Raw genomic sequence first — 23,511 nt, forward strand, 5'->3', positions numbered from 1 at the left:
AAGCAGGAGCTGGAGGACGGCTGGGAGGTCGCACAGATCCTCGGTACCGGAGCGACAGCGCGGGCGCTCCTCGTCGAGCGACTGACCGATGAGTTCGACGGGGAACCCGTCATCGAAGAGCGCGTCTTCAAGATCGCGCTCGACGAAGAGAAGGCCGAGCGGCTCTATGACGAGGCCAGAGCGCTGCATCTGGTCGGCGGTGGCTCGATTGTGCAGCTCAAAGGCGGGTCACGCGAGATCGGCGGGCGCACGGTACTTGAGCTCGAGTTCGCAGGACGCACAACGCTGGGCAAACGCCTCCGCGACGAGGGCAAGCTGTCCTACCACCACCTCGAACGCTACGGCTCGGACCTCTTTCGCGCGCTGGACCAGCTCGACGCCAACGGCGTACAGCACCGCGACATCAAGCCAGACAACCTGGGCATCTTCGAACGCAAGGACCGCACAACACAGCTCAAGCTGTTCGACTTCTCGCTAACGAACGCCGCTGATACCGACATCAAGGCCGGCACCCGCGGCTACCTCGACCCGTTCATCGGAACACCGCGCCGACCAGCCTTCGACGCACATGCGGAGCGCTATGCGGCCGCAGTGACGCTCTACGAGATGGCCTCCGGCGAGCGCGTGAAGTGGGGCGATGACCTCACTGCGCCGGACATGTCCGACGACGAGCTGCCTCGCATCGAAGCCGACCTCTTCGAGCCTGCACTGCGGGACGGGCTCACCTCCTTCTTCCAGAGCGCGCTACACCGCGACGCCGAACGACGCTTCGAGACCCTCCGGCAGATGGAGGACGCCTGGCGGGCCGTCTTCAAGCAAGCAGACGCCGCAGCGCCAGCAACAACGCCTGCCACCGTCGAGACAACCAAGTCGGCCGACACAGACATCGAACAAGTCCGCGACGCCGCAGCGGAGGCAGCAACACTCGATACGCCACTGGATGCTGCCGGTCTGTCCCCTCGCGCGGTGTCCGTGGCGAACTCCTACGGCGCCACGACGGTGCGCGATCTGCTCGATGTGCCGCGCTACCAGATCTCTCGTGCACGGGGAGCTGGTCAGCTGACCAGAAAGGAGCTCAACCGCAGGCACAAGCAATGGGACACCCGGCTGCTCAAGGACGCTGGGGCCGCTCGCGAGCCGGAGCCGGCGGAAACGCCCGCGCCACTCGTTCCCGCGAAACTCTCGATCAATGACCTCGCTGCGCGCCTGCAACCTCAGGAAGCCAGGAAGGGCTCAAAACGACCTGACGTCGAACGGCTTGCTCTCGGCCTGCCAGATGCGGAGGGCAGACCATCACCACTCGACACATGGCCCACTCAAAGTGCCATAGCCGCGCATCTCGGTGTGAGCCAGCCCAGCGTGTCTCGGCACTTTGTCGAGGCGGCCAAGTCGTGGCGCACAACCGAGTGGCTGGTGCCGATCAGGCGTGAGGTAGCCAAGATCCTGGAGGACCTTGGCCGGGTCGGCACGGCGAGTGAGATCGCAGCGGAACTGCGGGCACAGCACGGCACCACCAACGAAGATCAAACACGCACCCAGCGCGACGCCCTCGCCGTAGTTCGGGCCGCGGTCGAGGCGGAGCTTGCCGCCGAGTACGCCGGCGAGACCAGTGAGGAAAGCGAGCCGCGGATCGCCGTTGCTCGTCGCGGTTCCGTAGTGGTTCTCGCGTCGGAGTCGTTGGCAGGTTCGAGGAACCCAGCCCGCAGGAGCTGGCCGACTACGCCACAGCACTCGGCAGGGTCGCCGACAAGCTGGCGGAGGCTGACCCGCTCCCCGGCAGCAGCGCTGTGCTGCGCGAACTGCGAGCAGTCGTCGCGCCCGAGGGGATGCGGCCGCTAGCGGATACTCGACTCGTCGCGCTGGCGGCTGGGTTGTCTCACCACGCTGCCGCTTCCCGGCGGCTTGAACTGTATCCGCGAAACCTCGAGCTGTCCCGGGCGCTCCGAATCTCGCAGGCGGGCGCCGGCGTTCCCAGCAAGGGCATCACGTTGAAGACGCTGCTCGCCAAGGTGCGCGCGCGGTTCCCGGAGGTGCGACTCGGTGAGCCGACCTACGTCGAGGTCGAGGAAGCCCTGGCCGCTGCCGGGAGTCGGTTGACGTACGAACCGGGTAGCGGTGTCTTCAAACCACCGGAGCAGGTGTGGCGCCGCACGAGCGCTTCGACTTCGTCGAGCTACCTGTCGTCTGTCGACGGCACACACTCGTTTGGCCGTGACCCGCTCAAGGCGGCGTCGACACAGCTCGCGGACGCAGCGGCTCGTGGCGGCTTTCTCGCGCTCACGATAAGGGCGAAGCACCTGCCTGGCACAGTTGAAGCGCTCACCAGCCACTACAACGTCGTCGCCGTGGACCTGAACCGTGTCTTCGTCGACGAGTTCCGGACGCTGGCCAGCGAGAAGAACCAAGCGTGGAGCAAGGTGCTCGCAGCGGACGCCCGCATGAGCATGTCCGGAGCGGCACCGAAAGGATTGGCGTCGTACGTCGAGGCGACCTGGAAGCGGGTTCAGGAGCGGCTCAGCGCTCACCTGATCGAAGAAGGCTCGGTACTGCTCCTGCACGACGCAGGGCTTCTCGGCAGATACTTCGACTCCGGCGGGCGCCAGTTCCTCACCGAACTGCAGAACGCGGCGCGCAGGGCGAGCGACCAGCCACACGGCGTATGGCTGCTGTGTCCGGCGGAAGCGCCCCGCGACGCGCCCCAGCTAGCAGGGCGGATCGTCGAGGTGCTCGGCGAACACGAACGTGGTACTCCGCCAGGAGTTCGTAGCTTCGCTACGCGAGACCGGGGCGGCGTAGTTCGTACACACCGATGAAGCTGACGGTAGTCAGCCCCACAACGCCGCGACAGACTCCACCAAACCAGCTCGTTCAAGCTGGACAAGCACGTCCTGCACCGTCTCCGGTGGGTTACATCTCGAGTCTGCGATCTGTTGCACGGCCCCATAGACCAGACTCTTCCTCAGGTCTATCTGGTCAAGCACAAACGCGTCCGGATCTTTGGCTTCGACGCTCCATGGTTCGAGGGCGTCCCTCGGGAAGTCCCGGAGGTTGCTGGTCACAATGACCTGAGCATGGGCCTTGATGGCCGCCGCCAGCACGTGCCGATCATCCGGATCCGGCAGCTCCAAGGACTTGACCAGTGGCTCGTATCCAGTCACGAGACAGTCACGGACCGATCGAGTGATCAGCATCCGAGTACGCGCGAGCTTGTTGGGGTCAAGGTCCGGACGATTAGCCTCGACGTTCCTGAACACCTCGTCGAGGATTTCATCGGTCCACTTCGCCTGAACAAGACCACCCTGCGCGATCCTGATCAGCAGGTCGCGCAGGGTGTTGGGATAGAGAACGCTCGCGTCGTAGACAACGACGAAGGCCACTGCTCAGGTCAACCCCATCTCTTGGTTGAGAGCCGACAGTTCGTCCGCTGCCTGCCGTCGACGAAGGTCATCCTCACGGATGTACCTGCGTAGCGACTCGGCCTTCACCCGCCGATGCTTCCCAACCGTGCGGTACTCGATCTCGCCAGCCTCAAGCAAGCCGATCAAAAACGGCCTTGAGACATTCAGCAGATCGGCGGCCTGTTGAGTCGTCAGCTCGGCATGCGATGGCAAGATCGACACTCCCTCGCCTGCCGCCATATGGGCAAGTATTCGGGCGAGGAGCTCAACTGCGCCCCGAGGGACTTCCAAGACTTCGTCACACTGGTCGTCAACGACGAGGCGCAGGATCTCGTCTGACTGGTGCTTCGCTAGATAGGCCTTGATGTGCGGCAAGGCTGCATGAGCGATGCTGCTATCGGCTTGAGCAGGCGTGACCTGGTCAGCACTGAATGAAGTCATGGCCATGGCTCTCTCCTCAGCACAGCAGTCTTTACTATCGCAGTATCCGAAATATTCGCAACATCCGCAACCGTTAGGCTGTGTCCTCAGTCGTTCGCCTTGCCGTTCGGGCCAGGAGGATTCGAGAAGTAGGCGAACGACCAGGGTCAACTGGGCTGAGCGGCATCAACTTCGCCGGGTCTTGCGTTCTCGGCGCGGCCCCACCACCTGCGCAATCGCGATGAGCAGAACTCCAGGGAAGGCGACCAGGAACTCATGCTCGGCGACCTGAGCGAGCTTCGCCGCACCGCCCGACATCACCCGGAGTTCGCGGTCGCAGGTCAGTGTGCCCGCAACCCCGGGCGGCGAGAATGTCGTGCCCTTCAGAAACGACCGACCGAGTGGCTGCGTGCCGAGGCGGACCTCACCGCCGTCCTTGCCGGTGAACACACAATCCGTGGCAAACGTATCCGCGACGAGGTACCTATCAGCTGTGTCGCCCTGCGTCATCGCCACACCGCCCTCGCCCATCGTCGGCGCAGCGAACTGCCCATACACCCCGGTCAGGATGACGAACGCGATCAGTACGGCCCCGACCAGGCGCATCGCCCACCGCACCGCCATCCATCCGCGTTGGGTCATCGATCGTCCAGCCGCCCGAAGCCCTGCCACAACTCGTCTGGCTCCTCGTCGCTCTCCCCTGCGTCCTCGTCCGGCGCGGACTCCTGCTGCTCGGCGATCAACTCGTCGAGTTGCTCGGACATGCTCGCGAGGTCGAGTTCACCGACACGCTCGAGCCCCGCCTCCATCGCTGACCGGTACGCGGGGATGTCTGCGAGGCCGCGCATGGTGATGTTTCCTTCGCGCAGTTCGGTGCCCATCTCACGGACCACCGAGTCCTCACTTCGGGTCATCAGGTCAAAGATCATGCGCTCCATGGCCTGCTCGTCGCGCAACATCTCCCCGATAGGGGACTGGTCGATCTTGTCGAGGATCTCTTCGACGGAGGGCTGCCCGAGATTCTGGTTATCGGCCATGGCTACTCCTACACGCTGGGAAGGGTCATCGAGTTCGCCGGCAGCTTCGGCAGTGGCGTGGTGGCGTCCACCTTGCCGAAGTCTCCCGCCGCGCCCCTAAACGCATCCACGGTGGCACGGATGCGGGCGATGAGGTCGAGGAGCTGCATCACACCGCGAACGACCTTATAGATCCTGGTCAGCGTGAACGCGCCGATGACCAACGCGATCGGTAGGCCGACGCCAGTCGCCCCGGCCCCGCTGACCGCGGCACTCGCGGCAGCGGCCAGCGCAGCGTCGGCGATGTCGCTGAGCAGCACTCCGATCGAGCTGCTGAGTTTCTGAGCCCCGACGGCGGCTCCCTCATACTCCTTAGCGATGTCCTCAAGTGGCTGCCGTGCCGACTCCAGCGACTTGGCCAGCACGAATAAGTGCACCTGACAGCTGTCGGCGGCGTTGCCGGTCCACGCCCCGGGCAGGCTCTGCGCGTACCAGCGGGTGTTGTCGGCCATCTCGGTGACGGCAGCGCTGACATTACGGAAGACGTCCGCGCAGCCGCGCATACCCGCCCAGTCACCGACCACCGGTTTGAGAAAGACCTCGAACGGGTCGTAGGCGCGGTCGCAGATCCCCAGCGACGCCGCAGCGCCGGTGACATTCCAGATGGCGTCGCGCACTAGCGACGTCGGACTGGCCAGGTCCGACCAATGCGGCTCGTAAGGCATCTCCTCGTTGTAGTCCTGCGGCGGCTGGTACCGGGCCGTCGGATCAGCGACCTCCTGGAACGCACCGACGTTCGCTTCAACACGCTCGGTGCCGACTTTCGCCGCGCCGACATCGACGCACGGGTACGTCGCGTCGAGTTCACGCGCGTTCGCGTCGTCGGTGGCCCGGTAGTACTTCGCCGCCGCATCCAAAGCCCCGGCGGTACTGGTTGCCGTCGGGTCAGCCAGAGACTTGAGGAACTGTTCGACCTGGTCCTGCACCTGCTGGTGGCCGCCGGCGATCAGATTGATCAGGCCCTCGCCGGTCAGATCGAGGTCCGTGTGGTTTGCGACGTAGGACCTGCCCTGCGTCGCATGCTCGGCCAGCCGGTCGAACTGCTTACTCAACCCGGCGACCGCGTCCGGCTCGACGGAGAACCCCATGGAACGCCCCCTGATCAACGGAGTCTGTGCGCGTCGCAGACTACTCAACGATCACCTTGCACGTAACGTGATCTGGCAGGTTCACTCTTCGGCGGTGGCGTGCTCGTAGTGCTGACGAAGCACAGACTCCACTGGCATTCAGGTCGAGATGCAGGCTGACACCGGGATGCTCAATCCGCTTGAGACATCGCTGCAGTGAAGCCGTACTCGCGAAGTGCCCGTCCGGACTGGGCGTCTTGCCATGCTGTTTCCCGGCGCGTTTCTGCGATCTGGCAACGACTCTTCCGGTCGGCATTGGTCTTCGTTGCTGACGACGCTCTCGAACGGCAGCCGGCGAACGCGCCATCGGAACGAATCTCGCCACCATGCGGCACCGCCTGGGCAATGGCGTCGACGCTGTCGTGGCAGGGCAATGTGTCGGCCGCGACGAGACTCGCTCTTTCGGCATCATCGACACCAATCCCGCTGCCCCGCACCGCGCAACAGGAATCCTGCAGCGGCCCGATCCCGCCACCGTCTCCGAGCCGCTGGCCGTCGTCTCCCGACTCATCCTGCGACCATCCATCCTCGATACGCTCAAACCGACCGACAAGGCCGGAGGCGAAGTCGATCTCGGTGTTGCCGTGGGTGAGCTCGCATCCAACGGCTTCGTGAACGCCCACCGGATCATCGGTCGCTGGGTCATGGTCGGCGATCCAGCCCGCTACTTCGACGCGCTGCGCACGTTCTGGGAAATGTCCCACGTCGACCTGACCAGGCATTCGGAGGATCTGTGAAACCGATCGACATCTTCAATGATCGCTACGAACACCTCGGCACTGAGGACAAGAAGGAGGCCCACCGCCAAGGGCTCTGGCACCGCACGTTCTCGGCTTTGGCACTCAACCCGATCACACGACGTATCATGCTGCAAAAGAAGGCGCCAGGCCGGTACTCATTCGACCGGCCCGACTATGCCGACATCACCGTCGGCGGGCACTATCACGCTGGCGAGACCATCCCCGACGGCATCCGTGAGGTACACGAGGAACTCGGGCTCGACATCGAGTATGCCGACCTCCACCCCATTGGCCTGCGCCAAACAGCCGTCACGCTCGCCCCGGACTACATCGAGCGGGAGTTCCAGCACTGGCACCTGTTGCCGCTCGGGATCGACCTCGACGCTATCCCCTTGGCCGATGCCGAAGTCTCCGGGCTCGTCGACCTCGACATCGACGACGCCATCGCGCTCGCTGAGGGGGCCGGCGACTCCGTCCCGGCGCGATACGCCACCCGGACCGGCACCGGACTGACCTACCACGAGGGAGAACTCACGCGTGCCGACCTCGTCCCGAACTTCCTCACGATCGACCAGCTATACCTGCGCATCTTCGTTGCCGCGCGTCGATACAGCGCGGGTGAACGACGACACCTCTACTGGTGACCGGAGACATCGATGGCTATCGCCCTGATCGCAGGCACCCGTCCCAAGGTCACCAAACTCACGCCGATCGCCGAACTCCTCGGCGAACACGCCCACGTGATCCACACCGGCTAGCACTACAGCACGGGGATGACTGGGGATCTCCCGGCGACACGGATACAGTTGGGTCCGCTTCCGCGCGATACCACCCGGGGCCAGCAACTGGGACACCTCACCAGAGAGATCGCTACCGTGCTCCGCGAGCACCCACCTGAAATGGTTATCGTCCATGGCGACACCACCTCAGCTCTGGCCGGAGCGCTCGCCGCGAACGCGGCGGTAATCCCACTCGTCCATGTCGAAGCAGGCCTGCGCAGCTTCGACCGCGCCATGCCCGAGGAACACAACCGCGTGCTCATCGACCACCTCGCAGACCTGTGCTGCGCACCGACCACGACGGCCGCCGACAACCTCCGGGCCGAACGCATCCCCACGGAACGTATTGTCATCACCGGCAACACCATCGTCGAAGCCGCAAGACAGGCGCTACCCGCCCCGCGTCGACAAGACGAGATCCTCGAACAGCTCGGCGTCACCACCCAGCGCTACATCCTGGCAACTGTGCACCGCCCAGAGAATGCTGATAATCCTGCGGTAATGGAACAACTCCTCGTCCAGTTCACCAACCTGCCCGTGCCGGTCGTACTACCACTTCACCCCAGGACGCGGAAACAAATCCAAGATCACGGCCTTTACTGAACTCGCCAACCAGCTTCGTCTCACTGAACCGCTCGACTACCCGGACACCCTTGGGCTGATCCAACACGCCGCCGCCGTCATCACCGACTCCGGAGGAATCCAGGAGGAAGCCACGGTCCTCGCGCGCCCTGTGGTCGTTATCCGCCGCAGCAACGAGCGTCCAGAGGTTGAGGCCGATCACGGCGCCAGGGCGCTCTCTGCTGGCGATATCGCCCGCATCATCAGCGGCTGGTTGTCTGACCTCGAAGCGGTCCATGACCGTCTCCGACATACTCCGTCGCCGTACGGAGACGGCACCACGTCGGCCCAGATCGTTCGCGCGATCTGGGATCGCGTAGCCGGACGCCGTGATCACGACTCACGCCCGACCAGCGCCTGAGTCAGCCGAAATAAGAGATAGCGACCGATAGCCTCGCACTGTGGACCTACTGCCATTCTTGACGAGTCCGTCCGGTCGCTGCCAACGTAAGCGGACGTCGGTTGGAGTGCTGCTGCGGGAGGCGGACACGTGTGTCTCGCTGGTTGAACCAGTCGTGCAAACCACATTGGGACATCCCCGGCGGCGCAGTCGACACCGGTGAAGCTCCCTTCATCACCCGATCGGATACCCGAAGGCAGGGATATTCGACTGCGGCCTCATCACCGACGAGGAGGTCCTCGCACTGACGCTGAGCGACTCCGAGATTCCTCTCCACGAACTCCACTCGATGAGGTCACTGGCGAACTCGAACCATCGCTCGCCCGGTGCCCGCATGCCGCGCCCGCGTCGCCGCGGCACGTGGGCTCCCAGGTCGTGCGAGGACGGCGGCCCGTTCTATGGAGGCAATATGACCAATCCCGAAGAAGAATTAGCCGAGCAGATAGTCACGAGAGCCCTGGACGGTGCCGTAATCCAACGAGACGAAAATTCAGGGCATAGCGAGGTAGATCTCATCGTCGATGCCACGGACGGACGGCGAATTGCAATTGAGATCACTCAATTAACTTCAGCTGACTTCTTGCGACTACAAGACCATTTCAAGAAATACCTAACTGGGCCAATCGACACACTTTCTTACACCTGGATAGTTAGATTCACCGAGACGATTAACATCAAGCAAAATGCAGAATCCATCATCACTCTGCTTCGCAATCTTGAACAAGCAGGAATCTACAACTTGCGCGAGAATGCACAGCAACCACCTGGGAGCGAAGGACACGATAAAGAGGTTTACGTGAGGCAACTTCGCAACTTGGCATTACTTGAAGTATACGCCGTAGCAGGCCCAGGTTGGATCCTGTACGCCAACACGACAGTCGGGACATCGAACGCTACCGGCGAAATTCTGTCCACCATCGTTTCAGATGTCGTCAACGATCCAGATCGAAACGACAACGCTATAAAGCTGCGGTCATCCAGTCTCGACCACCGCCACCTATTTATCTGGGTGGGTAACCCCTCAGAACCTGTGAGACACGCGGTTGAACAGGCACTCAGGTCGGAGTTTTTGCCGACGACTCCCCCTTCCGTCCCGTCTGACTACACGGGTGCCTGGATCGCGGTCTCTGGAAATTCCCCCATTGCCCTGTGGGAGCGTGACGCGGGTTGGCAGACGATATCGCCTTCTTGACCCTTGTATGTCCTACGTATGGGTCTCAGTTTCCCATGAGGGACCGCATCCTGGCAGCCGACACAAGTCGCTCCCTCAAGCGGCCTCCGCCACCGTACGAGCAGTGGAAGTAACAAATCGGTACGTTGCGTAGCGAACGGCACCCAGCCTGCGATGATGCGGGAGGAAGCGAGCAGACTGAGGTGCGAGAGCGTGACGGTGCTAGACACGGCGAGCGGAGTAGAGAAGAAGGCCCTGCTGAGGGACCTACGCAAGCAGCTTGAAGATCTCACGGTGGACCTCAGGGAGCGGGCCACTGACAAGCAGTTCCACGAGCCACTACGCAGGGAATACAACGCCGCCTACGACGCCAAGCGAACAGCGGCCACCTACGAGACGTGGCTTGAGGGACGCGTCACGCAGGCTGCGGTGGGCTGGATTCTCGGCTGCGTGTTCGTGCGGTTCTGCGAGGACAACCAGCTGATCCCCGAGCCGTATCTGGCGGGGCCAGGTGACCGACAGGCCACCGCCCAGGCCCGGCACGAGCAGTTCTTCCGCGAGCACCCGCACAAGAACGACCGCGACTGGATCGAAGCGGCGTTCGACCACCTCGCCACTGCGCACCCGACGGCGGCGGGCCTGTTCGATCACGCCCACAACCCGCTGTGGGAGATCACGCCGTCCTACGAGGCGGCGAGCGCGCTGCTGAAGTTCTGGCGTCGGCTCGGCCCGGACGGCGAGATCGTGCACGACTTCAGCGACGCCGACTGGAACACCCGCTTCCTCGGCGACCTCTACCAGGACCTCTCCGAGAACGCCCGCAAGACCTACGCGCTGCTGCAGACTCCTGAATTCGTCGAGGAGTTCATCCTGGATCTCACGCTCGAACCTGCCGTCGAGGAGTTCGGGCTCGAACCGACCGTCGAGATCCGCCGTGCGGGCGGCGAAGTCGAACGGATAATGCACGGACTGCGCACGATCGACCCTGCCTGCGGATCCGGTCACTTCCTGCTGGGCATCTTCCACCGGTTGCTCGCCAAATGGCGCGAAGCAGCACCCGGCGTTGACGACTGGGAACTCATCCGCCGCTCCATGGAATCCGTGCATGGTTGCGACAAGAACCCGTTCGCGGTCTCGATCGCACGATTCCGACTACTCGTAGCAGCGATGAAGGCCGGTGGAGGCCAGCGACTCGATGCCGCCCCCGCGTTTCCCATCAACGTCGCCACCGGCGACTCCCTCATGCACGGCCGGGACGTGAAGGGCGAGCAGGAAGACCTCTTCGCAAGCGCCGAAGAGTTCACGTACCGCACCGAAGACGTGAACGAGTACGTGAAGTCCTGCGAGCTGCTGACGCCGGTCTCGTATCACGTAGTAGTAGGCAACCCGCCCTACATCACAGTCAAAGACAAGCAGGAAAATGAGAACTACCGTGAACGCTGGAGCGCCTGCCATCGTGAATACGCCCTCTCGGTGCCGTTCGTGCAACGAATGTTCCATCTGGGCACACGCCAGCAGGCCGGTGGATATATAGGACAAATCACCGCGAACTCATTCATGAAGAGGGAATTCGGGAAAAAACTGATCGAAAAATTCTTTCCCACGGTGTCACTATCGCACGTCATAGACACTTCGGGTGCATACATTCCCGGCCATGGCACGCCCACGGTCGTCATTATCGGTCGCAAGGACTTCGCCGGCAGCGGCACCACCATCCGTGCGATTCTAGGCATTCGCGGAGAACCCTCCACTCCCGAAAAGCCCGAGAATGGCCACGTATGGCGCGCTATAGTCGAGCAAGTTAGCAAGCCCGGCAGCGAGTCCGAATGGATCACCGTCAACGACACACCTAGCGAACTGTTTGCCAAGCACCCCTGGTCGCTCAGCGGTGGCGGCGCTGACGACCTAGTCACGAGCTTAAACGCGGGCGCAGCCGGTGGCCAACTCCATTCAAAAATAGAACTATTCGGCCTCGTCTCTATAACAGGCCAGGACGAAGCCTTCTTCCTTGACAGCCAAGCAACAGTTCACCGCTCTGGCGTTGAAAACTCGATCGCGGTAATCTCAGGCGATACCGTCCGTGACTATATCGCTAACCCACAGGCCAAATCCCTATGGCCATACGACAAATACTGCAAACCGATCTCCATGACCATGGGGGATAGGTGGTATCGTCACCTCTGGCGCAATCGCAATACTCTGCAAAAGAGGAAACGTTTCGGTAAACCCGTGGAGTCCATTAAATCGATTCAGTGGTTCGAATACCGGGAACTGTACACATCCAAACTCAAGACTGATTTAACTATAGCTTTTGCTGAGGTCGCCACACATAATCACTTTGTATTAGATCGAGGCGGGAAAACCTTCACGCAAACAGCGCCGGTGATTAAGTTGCCGGAGGGAGCGAGCGAGGAAGACCACCTCATGCTGCTTGGAGTGCTGAACTCCTCTACAGCGTGCTTCTGGCTCAAACAGAATTGTTACCCCAAGGGCGGCGATCCAATCGGTGATAGCGGTGCCCGAGTCAGTGCCGAGTCATGGTCGGACAGATACGCTTTCAATGCCAGCAATATTGCGAGGTACCCGCTCCCTGAACAACTGCCTTTGGAGGCAGGCCGCGCGCTTGACTCGCTCGCCCAGGAGCTCGCTGCCCACGAGCCGTCGGCTTCCGTCGCCGAGGCCACACCCACCCGCGCAGAACTCGATGCTGCGCGCGCCGGGCACACCCGCATCCGCGGTCGAATGATCGCACGGCAGGAAGAACTCGATTGGGAGGTCTACCAGCTCTACGGCCTGGTCACCGACACCGAAGCCGCCGAACTGCGCGCCGACCCGGACACAGTGCCCGAACTGAACCTCGGAGAGCGCGCCTTCGAGATCGCGCTCGCGCGCAAGATGGCGGCAGGCGAGGCCGAGACCGCGTGGTTCGATCGCCACGGCTCGACGCCCATCACAGAGATCCCCGCCCACTGGCCTGAGCCGTACCGCCAAGTCGTCGCGAAGCGGATCGAGACGATCGAAAAGCGCCGGGACATCGCGCTGATTGAGCGACCCGAGTGCAAACGTCGGTGGTCCGCCGAGCCATGGGAAAAGAAGGAACGCGAAGCGCTCGAAACGTGGCTGCTGGACCGCTGCGAGGACCGCGACCTGTGGTTCGCCATGCGTGACCACTTCACGCAGCCGCGCACACTGACGGTCAACCAGCTCGCTGAGCTGATGCGCAAGGATCCAGATTTCACCAGCGTCGCCGAGCTCTACGCATCCGATCACCTCGACAAGCCGAACTGGTCGCTGGCCAAGATCCTCGAACAGCTCATCGCTGACCAGCACGTCCCCTACCTGGCCGCCATGCGCTACAAGGACACCGGTCTGCGCAAGCGTGATCAGTGGGAGGACGTCTGGGAGCAGCAACGCGAGGAGGACCGCACCGGGCAGCGCCTCGACATCCCGGTGCCGCCGAAGTACAAGTCCACCGACTTCCGCAAGACGTCCTATTGGACCCATCGCGGCAAGCTCGACGTGCCGAAGGAGCGGTTCATCTCGTACCCGGAGGCGAACCCGGACGCGGACAACACGCTGCAGCTTGGCTGGGCAGGTTGGGATCATGCCGATCAGGCACAAGCGCTGGTCAATCTGGTCAACGACCGTACCGAGCAGGCAGGATGGGGGGCTGACAAAATCACCCCACTGCTGGCCGGACTGGCCGAGCTCATGCCGTGGGTGCACCAGTGGCACGGCGAGTACGACGAGCAGTGGGGCGGTAACCCGGCCGAGGAGTACCAGGCTTTCCTCGACGAGCAGCGGGCCAAGCACCAGCTGTCGACCGAGGCGCTGCGGGCCTGGCGCCCCGCGCCGACAACACGCGGACGGAAGAAGAAGTGAGGGCGGACCCACCGTGAGCAGCGAGGTTTACCTCCGGGATGTCCTTCGACTCCCGGAGTCGGTGCACGCAGGCGACTTCAAGGTCGACCTTTCCAAGGGTTTCACCGCCACCGAGTCCATGGTCGAGGACTACGTCGTCACCGACCAACTCCAGGACGCGTTCCGCCGCGCGCTCAACCTGGTGCGGGCCGCGCTCCGTGACGGCAGCTCGCACGCTGCCTACCTGCACGGCTCGTTCGGCGCCGGTAAGAGCCACTTCCTCACGGTGCTGCACGCCATCCTGAACAACCACCCGGTCGCGCGCGCGAAACAGGGACTGCAGCCGGTCATCGACGAGCACGACGAGTGGCTGCGCGGCCGGAAGTTCCTCATGGTGCCGTACCACCTCGTCGGTGCCGCTGACCTCGACTCGGCCCTGCTTGGCGGCTATGTCCGCACCGTGCGAGAGCTGCACCCGGACGCACCCACCCCGGCCGTCTACCGCAGCGACGAGATGTTGCGCGACGCCGAGAACATGCGCAACACCCTCGGCGATGACAAGTTCCTCGAACTGCTCGGCGACGGCGCGGGTGCGGCTGACGAGGACGACCTCGATGATCTTGACGTCCTCGACGACACCGGCGGCCGCTGGACCAGCGCCGCTCTCGACGCCGCGTTCGCGGCCCCCGCTGGCGACACCCGCCGGAGCGCGCTGGTGTCCGCACTGCTGTCCGGGCCGTTGTCCGCGTACGCGTCCGCCAAGCAGGGCGAAGCCGAGGCGTTCCTGCCGCTGGAGAACGGGCTCGCCGTCATCAGCCAGCACGCCAAGCAGCTCGGCTACGACGGGATTGTGCTGTTCCTCGATGAGCTGATCCTGTGGCTGCAGGCGCACCTGTCACGCCGCGAGTTCGTCAACGACCAGGTCAGCAAGCTAGTCAAGCTGATCGAGTCCGGTGACACCAACCGCCCGGTGCCGATCGTGTCGCTGATCTCCCGGCAGCGCGACCTCACCCAGCTCGTCGGCTCGGACGTCAAGAACCTCGAACAGCAGGTGCAATACCTCGCCGAGCGGTTCGACACGATCAGTCTCGAAGATCGCAACCTCCCCGCGATCATCAAGGAACGTGTCCTCAAGCCACGCTCGGATGACGCGCGTGCGCAGCTCGATGCCGCGTTCGGTGCGATCGAGTCCACCAAGGCCGACGTCAAGGACGCGCTGCTCGATGCCAACGGCGCCACGCACGCCGACTGGTCGGACTTCCGGAAGGTCTATCCGCTCTCGCCCGCGCTGCTGAACGTGCTCGTCGCGCTGTCGGGAGCGTTGCAGCGCGAACGCACCGGACTCAAGCTCCTGCAGGACCTGCTCTACCGTCGCCGCGAAACGATGAAGCTCGGTGAGCTCATCCCACTGGGCGACCTCTGGGATGTGCTGGCCGAGGGCAGCACGGCGGCGTTCACCGACCGGCTGCGCAAGGAAGCGGAGTCCGCGGCCAAGTTCCATGCCAAGGTCCGCGCGTTTCTCGACGACAAGTACCCGTCGCCGAACGACCCGAACTACATCGCCGACGACCGGCTGATCAAGACCCTGCTGCTGGCCTCGCTCGCGCCGGATGTGCCCGCGCTGCAGCGGCTCACCGGCCGCAGGCTCGCCGCACTTAACCACGGCTCGCTGCGCTCCCGCACGGTCGAGCCCGGTTCGATGGCCGTCAAGCGGCTCCGGGAGATCGAAGCAGCGATGGGAGGCGAGCTGCGCGCGGAGGGCGACGAGGACCCCGTGTTCACGCTGCATCTCTCGGACCTGGACATCGAGCCGATCCTCGATGCGGTCAGCGAAGTGGACACCCTCGGCCAGCGAAAGGCCTGGGTCCGGGAGCAGCTCTGGGACGCGCTCGGCGTCACCGACGACGGCGCCTTCGTCTGCACCCGCGAGGTCGTCTGGCGTGGCAGCAAGCGCACCGCCGAGTTCGTCTGCGGCAACGTCCGCGAGCGGCAGACGCTGCCGAACGAGCAGTTCACCCCGAATCATCCCGGCAGCATCCGGTTCGTCTTCGACTACCCGTTCGACGACCCGAACAAGTACCCGAGCGATGACCTGGCGCGGCTACGCGAGCTGCAGCGGGCGGACGTTCACGAGCCGACGATCGTGTGGCTGCCGTCGTTCCTGTCCGATCAGCGCTCGACCCAGCTCGGTAGGTTGATCAAGATCCGGTATCTGCTCGAGCGCCCGGACCGGCTGGAGAGCTACACGTCGACGCTGTCCAGCGACGATCGCATCCGGGTGCGTCACCAGCTCGAGGCGCAGCGCGACACGCTTACCACCCAGCTCACCGGCGTCCTCGGCCAGCTCTATGGCATCAGCAGGCTCGACCCGGCCAATGCTGGCGCGGAAGTCGGCGATGAGGGCCACGTGTTCTCGCTCTACCCGGACCACAAGCCTCGGCTGCAAGGCGGTGCCGGTTTCGAGTTCAACATGCTGGCCCTCGCCGACGACCTGTTCGGCCATCGCTATCCGAAGCATCCGAACTTCGACGTCAAGGGTGATCGGAAGCCCGTCACCCCCAGTGAGCTGCGCAACGCGCTGCACTGGATCACCAGGGCCACCGAGGAAGGCGGCCGTGTCGAGCTGGACCGTAACCAGCTCACCCCAGTCGGTAGGATCGTGCACCCCCTCGAGCTCGGCGAGGTGCACGACGGGCCGCTGACGACCTCGCCGGAATGGCGCAAGCGGATCGACCAGCACGCGGCCCGCGTCGGCGCTACCGGCGACTACGCGGTCGAGGACATCCGTAAGTGGATCGCCGACCTCGGCTACACCGGTCTCGACAAGCTGGTCAGCAACCTCATCATCGCCACGTACGCGCTGCTCACCGACAGCGCCTGGGTGCATCACGGGATCGTGGAGAACCCCCCGTCGCTTGAGCAGATCGGCACGGGCTGGTCGCTGCGGGCCCAGGAGCTGCCTAGTGAGGACGAGTTCCAGCTGGCACGCGAGCGCGCCGGGAGGCTCTTCGGCGTCGCGGTCTCGGCGGTGCGCTACACCGGCAACGTCACCAAGCTCGCCAGTGCCGTCCGGGAGAAGGTCGGTACCTACGAGCCGGCGGTGCACGGGTTGCATCGGTCGCTGGACAAGCACTCCGAGCAGCTCGGCATCGACGCCTCGGCACCCAGGGTTCGCTCCACCCGAGCGGCTGCCGATCTGTTGGCGAGCTTGTCCGCGGCCGAAAGCCCGACCCAGTTGGCGCGCAAACTGGCAGCTGCACCCGGCCAGGAGTCGGACAGTGAGCTTTCCCGCACGATCACGTCCGCCGAGACCGTGCTGCGCGCGCTGGACACCTGCAACTGGGGCATGCTGGCAAACCTGGCGACCTTGGCCGGCCACCAGGACGGCATCGGTGACCGGTCCGAACGGCTCCTGACCGACGTCACCGAAGCTGCCAGCGCCAGCGAGTTCACCACCGAGCTCGCACCGGTACTGACCCGCGCCAACGCAGAGGCGGCGCAGATCATCACCGATGCGGCGAGTGCGACCCAGGCTCCCGCGCCCGCACCGCCGCAGGCCCCCGCGTCAGCGGCACCCGCATCACAAGGCCCGGCGAACACCCACCGGACACGCCGGATCACACCGAGCGCCGCGGAAGCGGATATCGCTGCGATCCTGGCTGACGTGCAGTCCGAGATCCGTGCCTACAGTGACCAGCACCCCGGAACTGTCATCGAGATCGACTGGCGTCCGGTGTCGCAGGACGGCCCAGCTTGATGGCCACCGCGCCGCCGCTGCTCGACCGCCGCCTGTTAGCGCCGTTGCTGGAAAACCGGCTGCGTCAGGCGGGCGACCGACGGTTGGTGCTCGTCTACGGTACCTACGACCCGAGTAGCCAGGTCCAGTTCGATGTCGCCATCAACAACGGTGGTCACAAGCGCTCGGTGCACGTCACCGACCAACCCTCCGTGCTCGGGATCGCGTCCGCGTGGCTGGACCATCAGGAGCGGGCGGACCCAACGAGCGTCCTGGTCGTCACCACCACGGCCAACGAGACCGAACTCGACTGGGACCTGCTCGGGCATGTGGTCAAGCAGGCGGTTCTCAACGTCGACCCCATCGAGGTTGTCCAGCTCAAGTTCGGGGCGAGCAGGCTGGATCCCCAGGTATGGGAGCAGCCGTGGCTACTCACAGCGCTGCTCGCAGCCGAACCGGCCGACGGCTGGCCAAGGACCGGCGGGGTCCTGACCTACGACGCCGCCCTGCGTGCGCTCACGGCCGCGAGGCTCGGTGTGCCCGGTGACGGACTTGACTTCGACGGACTATTGGCGTGGACGCAAACTCCAGGCGGCCCGGAGCGGTTCCAACAGCTCGACCACGCGGAACGGAAGGGCATCAGCGAGTGGCTGGCGGCCTCGGCGGGTGACGCCGTCGCACCGCTACTCACACTCGTCGAAATTGGCAGGGCCGATGACGCCATGGCGCTCGGTGTCGTCGGTACGGCCATACACGATCCGCAGGCCAGCACCGATGTCGCTGCCGCCGTTGGCGGGTTGTTCCCGAACATTCCTGCCGCGGCGATTCGTACCTTCGCCACCGCGGTCGAGCACGTCATTACACGGACGCTGGCCACCATCCACAGCAGGCGTAACGGTGATGAGCGGGTTGAGGCAGTGACGGCAGCACTCGCACGCGCCGATCAACTCGCCTCCCAGACTGGACTCACCGACGCACTGGCCTCCAGCACCGTGCTGCCGTCGGCGTTCCGAGCCCGACTGAGCGAGCTAGCCAACGCACTCCCCGACCCGACACGGGCCGGGGCCGCCCTGCGGCAGGCGCAGGACCACCAGCTCGCCGGACTGCGGCAGCACGAACTGCGTGCAGCGGAGATGGCGGTGCGCATCGCCAGGTGGCTGACGCAACCAACGTCCGACGTGCCGTCGGTGGCGAACGGCGTCGCCCAGTACCTGGCGGAATGGAGCTGGGTGGATCGCGCGCTCGATGTCCTCTGGGCGGGCGACGACCACGCCGGTCCACACGTCACCCAGGCGTACCGGCGGCTCGTCGAGGAAGCAGTGCGACGTCGAACCGAGGTCGACAAGGCGTTCGCCACCCGCGTCGTGCCCTGGGCGAAGCATGCCTCCGTGCATGCTCCTGATGGGTGCCTTCTCGTGGAGGAGGTGCTCAATCGTGCTGCGGTTCCCCTTGCCGCTAGCGGGCCACCGCTGATCGTGGTGGTCGACGGGATGAGCGGCGCCATCGCGAGCGAGTTGGGCGAGCAACTCGCCGACGCGTGGTACGAAGTCTCTCCCGAACCGGACCGCAGGTTGGTGGCCGTGGCGACGATCCCGTCCATCACCATGGTCAGCCGAGCATCGCTGCTGTGCGGGAAGTTCACCGACGGCGGCCAACCGGTCGAGCGGGCCGGGTTCAGCGCCTTCTGGAAGCGCCGCCACAAGCAGGCCAACCTGTTCCACCAGGCCGATATCGGCGGTGGTGCTGGTGAGCAACTCAGCTCAGAGGTCGTCACCGCGCTCGCGGGCGACGACGTGGTCGGTGTCGTCCTCAACACCATCGATGACGCGCTCGACCACGGCAGGGAGAAAGCCGGATGGCAGCTGTCGGACATCCGGTTTCTGCCACAGCTGCTCGCGCAGGCACGCAACTACGGCAGGCCGGTGTTGCTCGTCGCCGACCATGGACATGTGGTCGACCGCGGCGGCGACGGACCTCGGCCCGCGAACGGCGACCGTGGTGCCAGATGGCGCACGGGAAAACCAGACGACGGCGAGGTCGCGGGGTCTGGGCCGAGGGTGTACGGCGACGAGGTGGTCGTGCCATGGCGGGAAGACGTCCGGTACACGTACCGGAAGGCCGGTTACCACGGTGGTGTGGCACCCGCGGAGATGACGGTGCCCGTGCTCGCACTCGTCCCAGCTGTGGACGGCGTCCCGCGGGGTTGGTCCACGTTGGCGACGGAAACGGTGCGACCTGACTGGTGGGAGCCGAAGACCCCCAGCGAAGCGCCGTCAACCACGTCCGTGCCCGCCGCCCCGCGCAAGCGGAGGCCCACCGAACAGGATGGCGCGCTGTTCGACCTGCCGCGACCGACGCCCGCAGCGCAGGAGAGCCTCGGATCACTAGTCGTCGCGTCGGAGGTCTACCAAGGCCAGAAGGCGTTCGTCAGCCGGGCTCCCGACACCCAGGTCGTCGTACGAATCGTCGACGGACTCGCTGAGGCAGGCGACCGGGTGTCGATCTCAGCGGTCGCCGCCATGGCCGGCAAGGCTGCCCGCAGGGCGGAGGGGCTGCTCACCACGCTGGAGCGACTGCTCAACGTCGAGGGCTACCCTGTGTTGGAAAAGATCGATTCGGGGCGCCGGGTCACCCTGAACGTCCCGTTGCTTCGCGAGCAGTTCAAGGTGGGTGACACGTGACCGCAGCGGTGAGTGCGGCCCGGCGCCGCGAAGTGCTGGACGCGCTACGCCGCGGCACCGTCCCGCAGCAGGGTCTCGACCTGTTCGCGGTTGGTCTCGACCGGTTCACCAACGCGCTCGACGACGACATCGCGAGCATCACACGCGGTGGTTCGGCGTTCCATGCGGTGCGAGGCGAGTACGGGTCAGGTAAGACGTTCTTCGCCAGATGGCTTGCCGAGCGGGCCAAACGGGCTGGGTTGGCGACCGCCGAAATCCAGGTCTCCGAGACCGAGACGCCGCTGCACCGACTTGAGACGGTCTACCGGAGGCTGACCGAACGTCTCACCACGGCGACCCACCAGCCCAGCGCGCTTCGGCCGATCATCGACGCCTGGTTCTACACCCTCGAGGAGGAGGTCCTCGACACGGAAACCGTCGACGAGGACGACGAAACCGCCCTTGCTGCGGCGGTCAACACCTTGATGGAACAGCGGCTAGCTGGTGTCGCACGCACAACGCCTGCCTTCGCGGCGGCTCTGCGCGGCTACCGGAAGGCCCAGCGCGAAGGTGACGCAGCAACCGCAGAAGCATTGATCGCGTGGCTCGGCGGCCAGCCCTCAGTGGCGGCATCCGCGCGACGGGCGGCTGGGGTTCGCGGCGAGCTCGACCATTTCGCCGCCCTCGGCTTCCTGCAGGGACTGCTCACGGTGCTGCGCGACTGCGGCCACCCCGGCCTGCTGCTCGTGCTCGATGAGACCGAGACACTGCAGCGGGTACGCAGCGACGTCCGCGAGAAGGGGCTCAACGCCCTGCGGCAGTTGCTCGACGAGATCGACTCAGGACGATTCCCCGGGTTGTTCCTGCTCATCACCGGCACCCCAGCGTTCTACGACGGTCAGCAGGGAGCACAGCGGCTACCTCCGCTTGCCCAACGACTGGCAACCGACTTCACCACGGACGCACGCTTCGACAATCCGCGCGCCGTGCAATTGCGGCTGACCGGCTTCGACTTGGAACGGCTCGGTGAACTGGGACGGACGGTGCGCGACCTGTACGCAGGAGCAGCGCGCGCTCCCGAACGCATCGCTGCCCGGGTTGACGACGGCTTCATCGCCGAACTCGCCGCTGCCGTCACAGGTGGGCTCGGCGGACAGGTCGGCGTGGCACCTCGTGTCTTCCTGCGCAAGCTCGTGCAAGACGTGCTCGACCGGGTGGACGAGTTCGCCGAGTTCGATCCGCGCGTGCACTACCCGGTGACCGTCTCGGCGAGCGAGCTCACCGAAGCGGAACGCAACGCCGCCAGCGCCGAAGACATCGACCTGGACCTGCCGTGACCACGGCGCTGGATCGCCTGCATCCGGCGCTCGTGCACCACCTTGTCAACACGCTCGGCTGGCGCGAGTTGCGACCCCTCCAACAAGAGGCGATCGAGCCCGTCCTTGCGGGCAAGGACGTGGTGCTGCTGGCACCGACAGCGGGCGGCAAGACAGAGGCAGCGACGTTTCCCTTGCTGAGCGCGATGGAGCAGCACAACTGGCAGGGACTTTCGGTGCTCTACATCTGTCCGCTGCGCGCGCTGCTGAACAACCTGCAGCCCCGGCTCGCCAGCTACGCCGCTTGGCTCGGCCGCACTGTTGAGTTGTGGCACGGCGATGTCGGAGCAGGTCCACGGAGCCGCATCCTTCGCGAACCACCCGACATTCTCCTTACAACGCCGGAGTCGTTGGAGGGCATGCTCGTGTCGTCGAAGGTTGATGCGCGGCAGCTTTTCGCGAACGTGCGGGCTGTCGTCGTCGATGAGGTTCATGCGTTCGCTGGTGATGATCGCGGTTGGCACCTCCTTGCCGTGCTGGAGCGGCTGGCTCGCTTGGCCGGCGCACCGCTGCAACGGATTGGGTTGTCGGCAACTGTCGGCAACCCGGACGAACTGCTGCGGTGGCTGCAAGGATCGCAGCACGGCCGGGCACGGGTCGTGGTCGCACCGGCTGCGGGCGTTGCGGCTGAAGTGGACGTGACCGTCGACCACGTCGGCTCGATCGTTAACGCCGCCAAGGTCATCTCCCTGCTGCACCAGGGCGAGAAGCGCCTGGTGTTCGTCGACAGCAGGCGCCGCGCTGAGGAGCTGGGAGCCGCGCTCCGAGCACGAGACGTCACGACGTTCATCTCCCACTCATCGCTGTCGTCCGATGAACGACGCCGGTCCGAGCAAGCGTTCGCGGACGCACGAGACTGCGTGATCGTCGCGACCTCGACGCTGGAGTTGGGGATCGACGTCGGGGATCTGGACCGGGTGATTCAGATCGACGCGCCGCGCTCCGTAGCGTCGTTTCTGCAGCGGCTGGGGCGCACCGGTCGGCGTTCCGGCAGCACACGGAACTGCCTGTTTCTGTGTCTTGAGCCGGACGCGGTGCTCGTGGCAGCCGGTCTGCTCGAGCGCTGGGCGGCAGGGTGGGTTGAACCCATCGTGCCACCGGTCGCGCCGCGCCATATCGCCGCACAACAGATCCTCGCGCTTGCGCTGCAGGAACACACCATCGGCACGAAAACGTGGCGGGAGTGGTGGGGCGACCTGCCGCTGTTCGACGATGACGCACAAAAACTCCTGGAGCACCTGCTCAGCGAGGGCTACCTAGAACGCGACGGCGCGATGGCGTTCATCGGACCGGAGGCCGAGCGCAAGTTCGGTCGTCGCTATTTCTCCGATCTGCTTGCCGTGTTCAGCGCGCCGCCTGAGTTCACCGTGCTCGCTGGTCGTTCGGAAATCGGGCGCGTCGGCGACGACGTGCTGATGACCGATGACCAAGACGGTCCACGGGTGCTGTTACTTGCCGGCCGTGCGTGGCAGGTCGGTCACATCGACTGGAAACGCAGGCGATGCTACGTCGAGCCGACCGACCTGCCGGGCCAAGCCAAGTGGGGCAGTGGCAGCGGGGGCTTGTCTTTTGACCTAACTCAAGCACAGCGGGCCGTGCTGCTCGGAGCGGAGCCATCCGATGTGACGTTCACGCAGCGCGCGCAGGCTGCGCTGAACGAGCTTCGGGAAGAACACAGTCGGCACGTGGCCGACGACGGTTTGGTGTTCTTCCGTGCGGCTGGAAACCTGCACTGGTGGACGTGGGCCGGTACCGCCGCCAACCGCACCCTCCACGCATCCTTGCCGACGCTCGTCGACGCTCGTCAGCGGATCGGTGACCGATCGATTCGCCTTCACCCCGACGCCACGGCAAAGGAGGTGAGCCAGGCGCTCTCGAAGGTCGGTGACCTCAGCCCGCCGCCGACAAACGAGTCCGCGATCCGAGGCCTGAAGTTCGCCGCTGCGCTTCCTCCTGACCTCGCACATCGCACGATCGCGGAGCGCCTGGGCGACCATGTCAGCGCCACTGCCGTACTGGAGCAACCCAGGAAATTCTACGTCGACGCGCAGTAGCTCTCCTCCAGTAATCGCGATCGGTCGCTCGCCAAGGTGTTCCACCTACGACGCCGGATCGACAACGATGACCGATGCGTCATCGGTGGACG

General features: G+C 64.8%; 17 protein-coding genes. 12 read left to right on the top strand and 5 right to left on the bottom strand.

Features of this window, described 5'->3' with window-relative positions; all coding sequences use genetic code 11:
- The coding region (locus ACFQGD_RS00005) for a protein kinase domain-containing protein (RefSeq protein ID WP_417364773.1) at positions 1–1,839 on the top strand (1,839 nt) is incomplete at its 5' end.
- The gene (locus ACFQGD_RS00010) at positions 1,788–2,813 is read left to right on the top strand and encodes a hypothetical protein (protein ID WP_390220995.1); all 1,026 of its coding nucleotides are present in this window, start codon (positions 1,788–1,790) and stop codon (positions 2,811–2,813) included. The genes ACFQGD_RS00005 and ACFQGD_RS00010, both read left to right, overlap by 52 nt.
- A 12-nt stretch (positions 2,814–2,825) precedes the next feature.
- Here the strand turns inward: ACFQGD_RS00010 and ACFQGD_RS00015 are convergent, their stop codons facing one another.
- The 5 genes from ACFQGD_RS00015 to ACFQGD_RS00035 form a co-directional block, all read right to left on the bottom strand.
- Positions 2,826–3,377 (bottom strand): PIN domain-containing protein, encoded by a 552-nt coding sequence (locus tag ACFQGD_RS00015; RefSeq protein ID WP_345391782.1) that lies wholly within the window; start codon positions 3,375–3,377, stop codon positions 2,826–2,828.
- A 3-nt stretch (positions 3,378–3,380) separates the two neighbouring features.
- Positions 3,381–3,845 carry a helix-turn-helix domain-containing protein gene (locus ACFQGD_RS00020; RefSeq protein ID WP_345391785.1) on the bottom strand — a complete coding sequence of 155 codons (465 nt, stop codon included), beginning with the start codon at positions 3,843–3,845 and terminating at the stop codon, positions 3,381–3,383.
- Positions 3,846–4,004: 159 nt separating this feature from the next.
- Positions 4,005–4,460 carry a hypothetical protein gene (locus ACFQGD_RS00025; protein ID WP_390220996.1) on the bottom strand — a complete coding sequence of 152 codons (456 nt, stop codon included), beginning with the start codon at positions 4,458–4,460 and terminating at the stop codon, positions 4,005–4,007.
- Positions 4,457–4,855, bottom strand: coding sequence for a hypothetical protein (locus ACFQGD_RS00030; RefSeq protein WP_345391791.1), 399 nt, complete (start codon positions 4,853–4,855; stop codon positions 4,457–4,459). Before ACFQGD_RS00030 ends, ACFQGD_RS00025 begins: the two co-directional genes overlap by 4 nt.
- An 8-nt stretch (positions 4,856–4,863) precedes the next feature.
- The gene (locus ACFQGD_RS00035) at positions 4,864–5,982 is read right to left on the bottom strand and encodes a hypothetical protein (RefSeq protein ID WP_390220997.1); all 1,119 of its coding nucleotides are present in this window, start codon (positions 5,980–5,982) and stop codon (positions 4,864–4,866) included.
- A 365-nt stretch (positions 5,983–6,347) separates the two neighbouring features.
- On the opposite strand from ACFQGD_RS00035, the gene ACFQGD_RS00040 reads away from it, so the two are divergent.
- From ACFQGD_RS00040 to ACFQGD_RS00085, 10 genes are all read left to right on the top strand, one after another.
- On the top strand, positions 6,348–6,758 hold the full coding sequence (locus ACFQGD_RS00040; RefSeq protein ID WP_345391797.1) for a hypothetical protein: 411 nt from the start codon (positions 6,348–6,350) through the stop codon (positions 6,756–6,758).
- Positions 6,755–7,405 carry an NUDIX hydrolase gene (locus ACFQGD_RS00045; RefSeq protein ID WP_345391799.1) on the top strand — a complete coding sequence of 217 codons (651 nt, stop codon included), beginning with the start codon at positions 6,755–6,757 and terminating at the stop codon, positions 7,403–7,405. The genes ACFQGD_RS00040 and ACFQGD_RS00045 overlap by 4 nt, the downstream gene beginning before the upstream one ends.
- Before the next feature lie 129 nt (positions 7,406–7,534).
- Positions 7,535–8,143: a UDP-N-acetylglucosamine 2-epimerase gene (locus ACFQGD_RS00050; protein WP_345391802.1), complete on the top strand. Its 609-nt coding sequence runs from the start codon at positions 7,535–7,537 to the stop codon at positions 8,141–8,143.
- Entirely contained in the window at positions 8,127–8,522 is a 396-nt protein-coding gene (locus ACFQGD_RS00055; protein ID WP_345392436.1) for a UDP-N-acetylglucosamine 2-epimerase, read from the top strand. The genes ACFQGD_RS00050 and ACFQGD_RS00055 overlap by 17 nt, the downstream gene beginning before the upstream one ends.
- Before the next feature lie 448 nt (positions 8,523–8,970).
- Positions 8,971–9,753, top strand: a complete 783-nt coding sequence (locus ACFQGD_RS00060) for a hypothetical protein (protein ID WP_345391805.1) — start codon at positions 8,971–8,973, stop codon at positions 9,751–9,753.
- 156 nt (positions 9,754–9,909) lie between these two features.
- On the top strand, positions 9,910–13,614 hold the full coding sequence (gene pglX, locus ACFQGD_RS00065; RefSeq protein ID WP_345391808.1) for a BREX-2 system adenine-specific DNA-methyltransferase PglX: 3,705 nt from the start codon (positions 9,910–9,912) through the stop codon (positions 13,612–13,614).
- A 13-nt stretch (positions 13,615–13,627) separates the two neighbouring features.
- Positions 13,628–17,350 carry a PglY protein gene (locus tag ACFQGD_RS00070; protein ID WP_345391811.1) on the top strand — a complete coding sequence of 1,241 codons (3,723 nt, stop codon included), beginning with the start codon at positions 13,628–13,630 and terminating at the stop codon, positions 17,348–17,350.
- Positions 17,350–20,010: a BREX-2 system phosphatase PglZ gene (gene pglZ / locus ACFQGD_RS00075; protein WP_345391814.1), complete on the top strand. Its 2,661-nt coding sequence runs from the start codon at positions 17,350–17,352 to the stop codon at positions 20,008–20,010. Before ACFQGD_RS00070 ends, pglZ begins: the two co-directional genes overlap by 1 nt.
- A complete protein-coding gene (brxD, locus tag ACFQGD_RS00080; RefSeq protein ID WP_345391817.1) occupies positions 20,007–21,326 on the top strand; it encodes a BREX system ATP-binding protein BrxD in 1,320 nt (439 codons plus the stop codon). The genes pglZ and brxD overlap by 4 nt, the downstream gene beginning before the upstream one ends.
- The gene (locus ACFQGD_RS00085; protein WP_345391820.1) at positions 21,323–23,419 is read left to right on the top strand and encodes a DEAD/DEAH box helicase; all 2,097 of its coding nucleotides are present in this window, start codon (positions 21,323–21,325) and stop codon (positions 23,417–23,419) included. Before brxD ends, ACFQGD_RS00085 begins: the two co-directional genes overlap by 4 nt.
- The last annotated feature ends 92 nt before the right edge of the window (positions 23,420–23,511 follow it).

It is taken from the genome of Haloechinothrix salitolerans (assembly GCF_042662605.1).
GTDB classification, from domain to species: Bacteria; Actinomycetota; Actinomycetes; order Mycobacteriales; family Pseudonocardiaceae; genus Haloechinothrix_A; species Haloechinothrix_A salitolerans.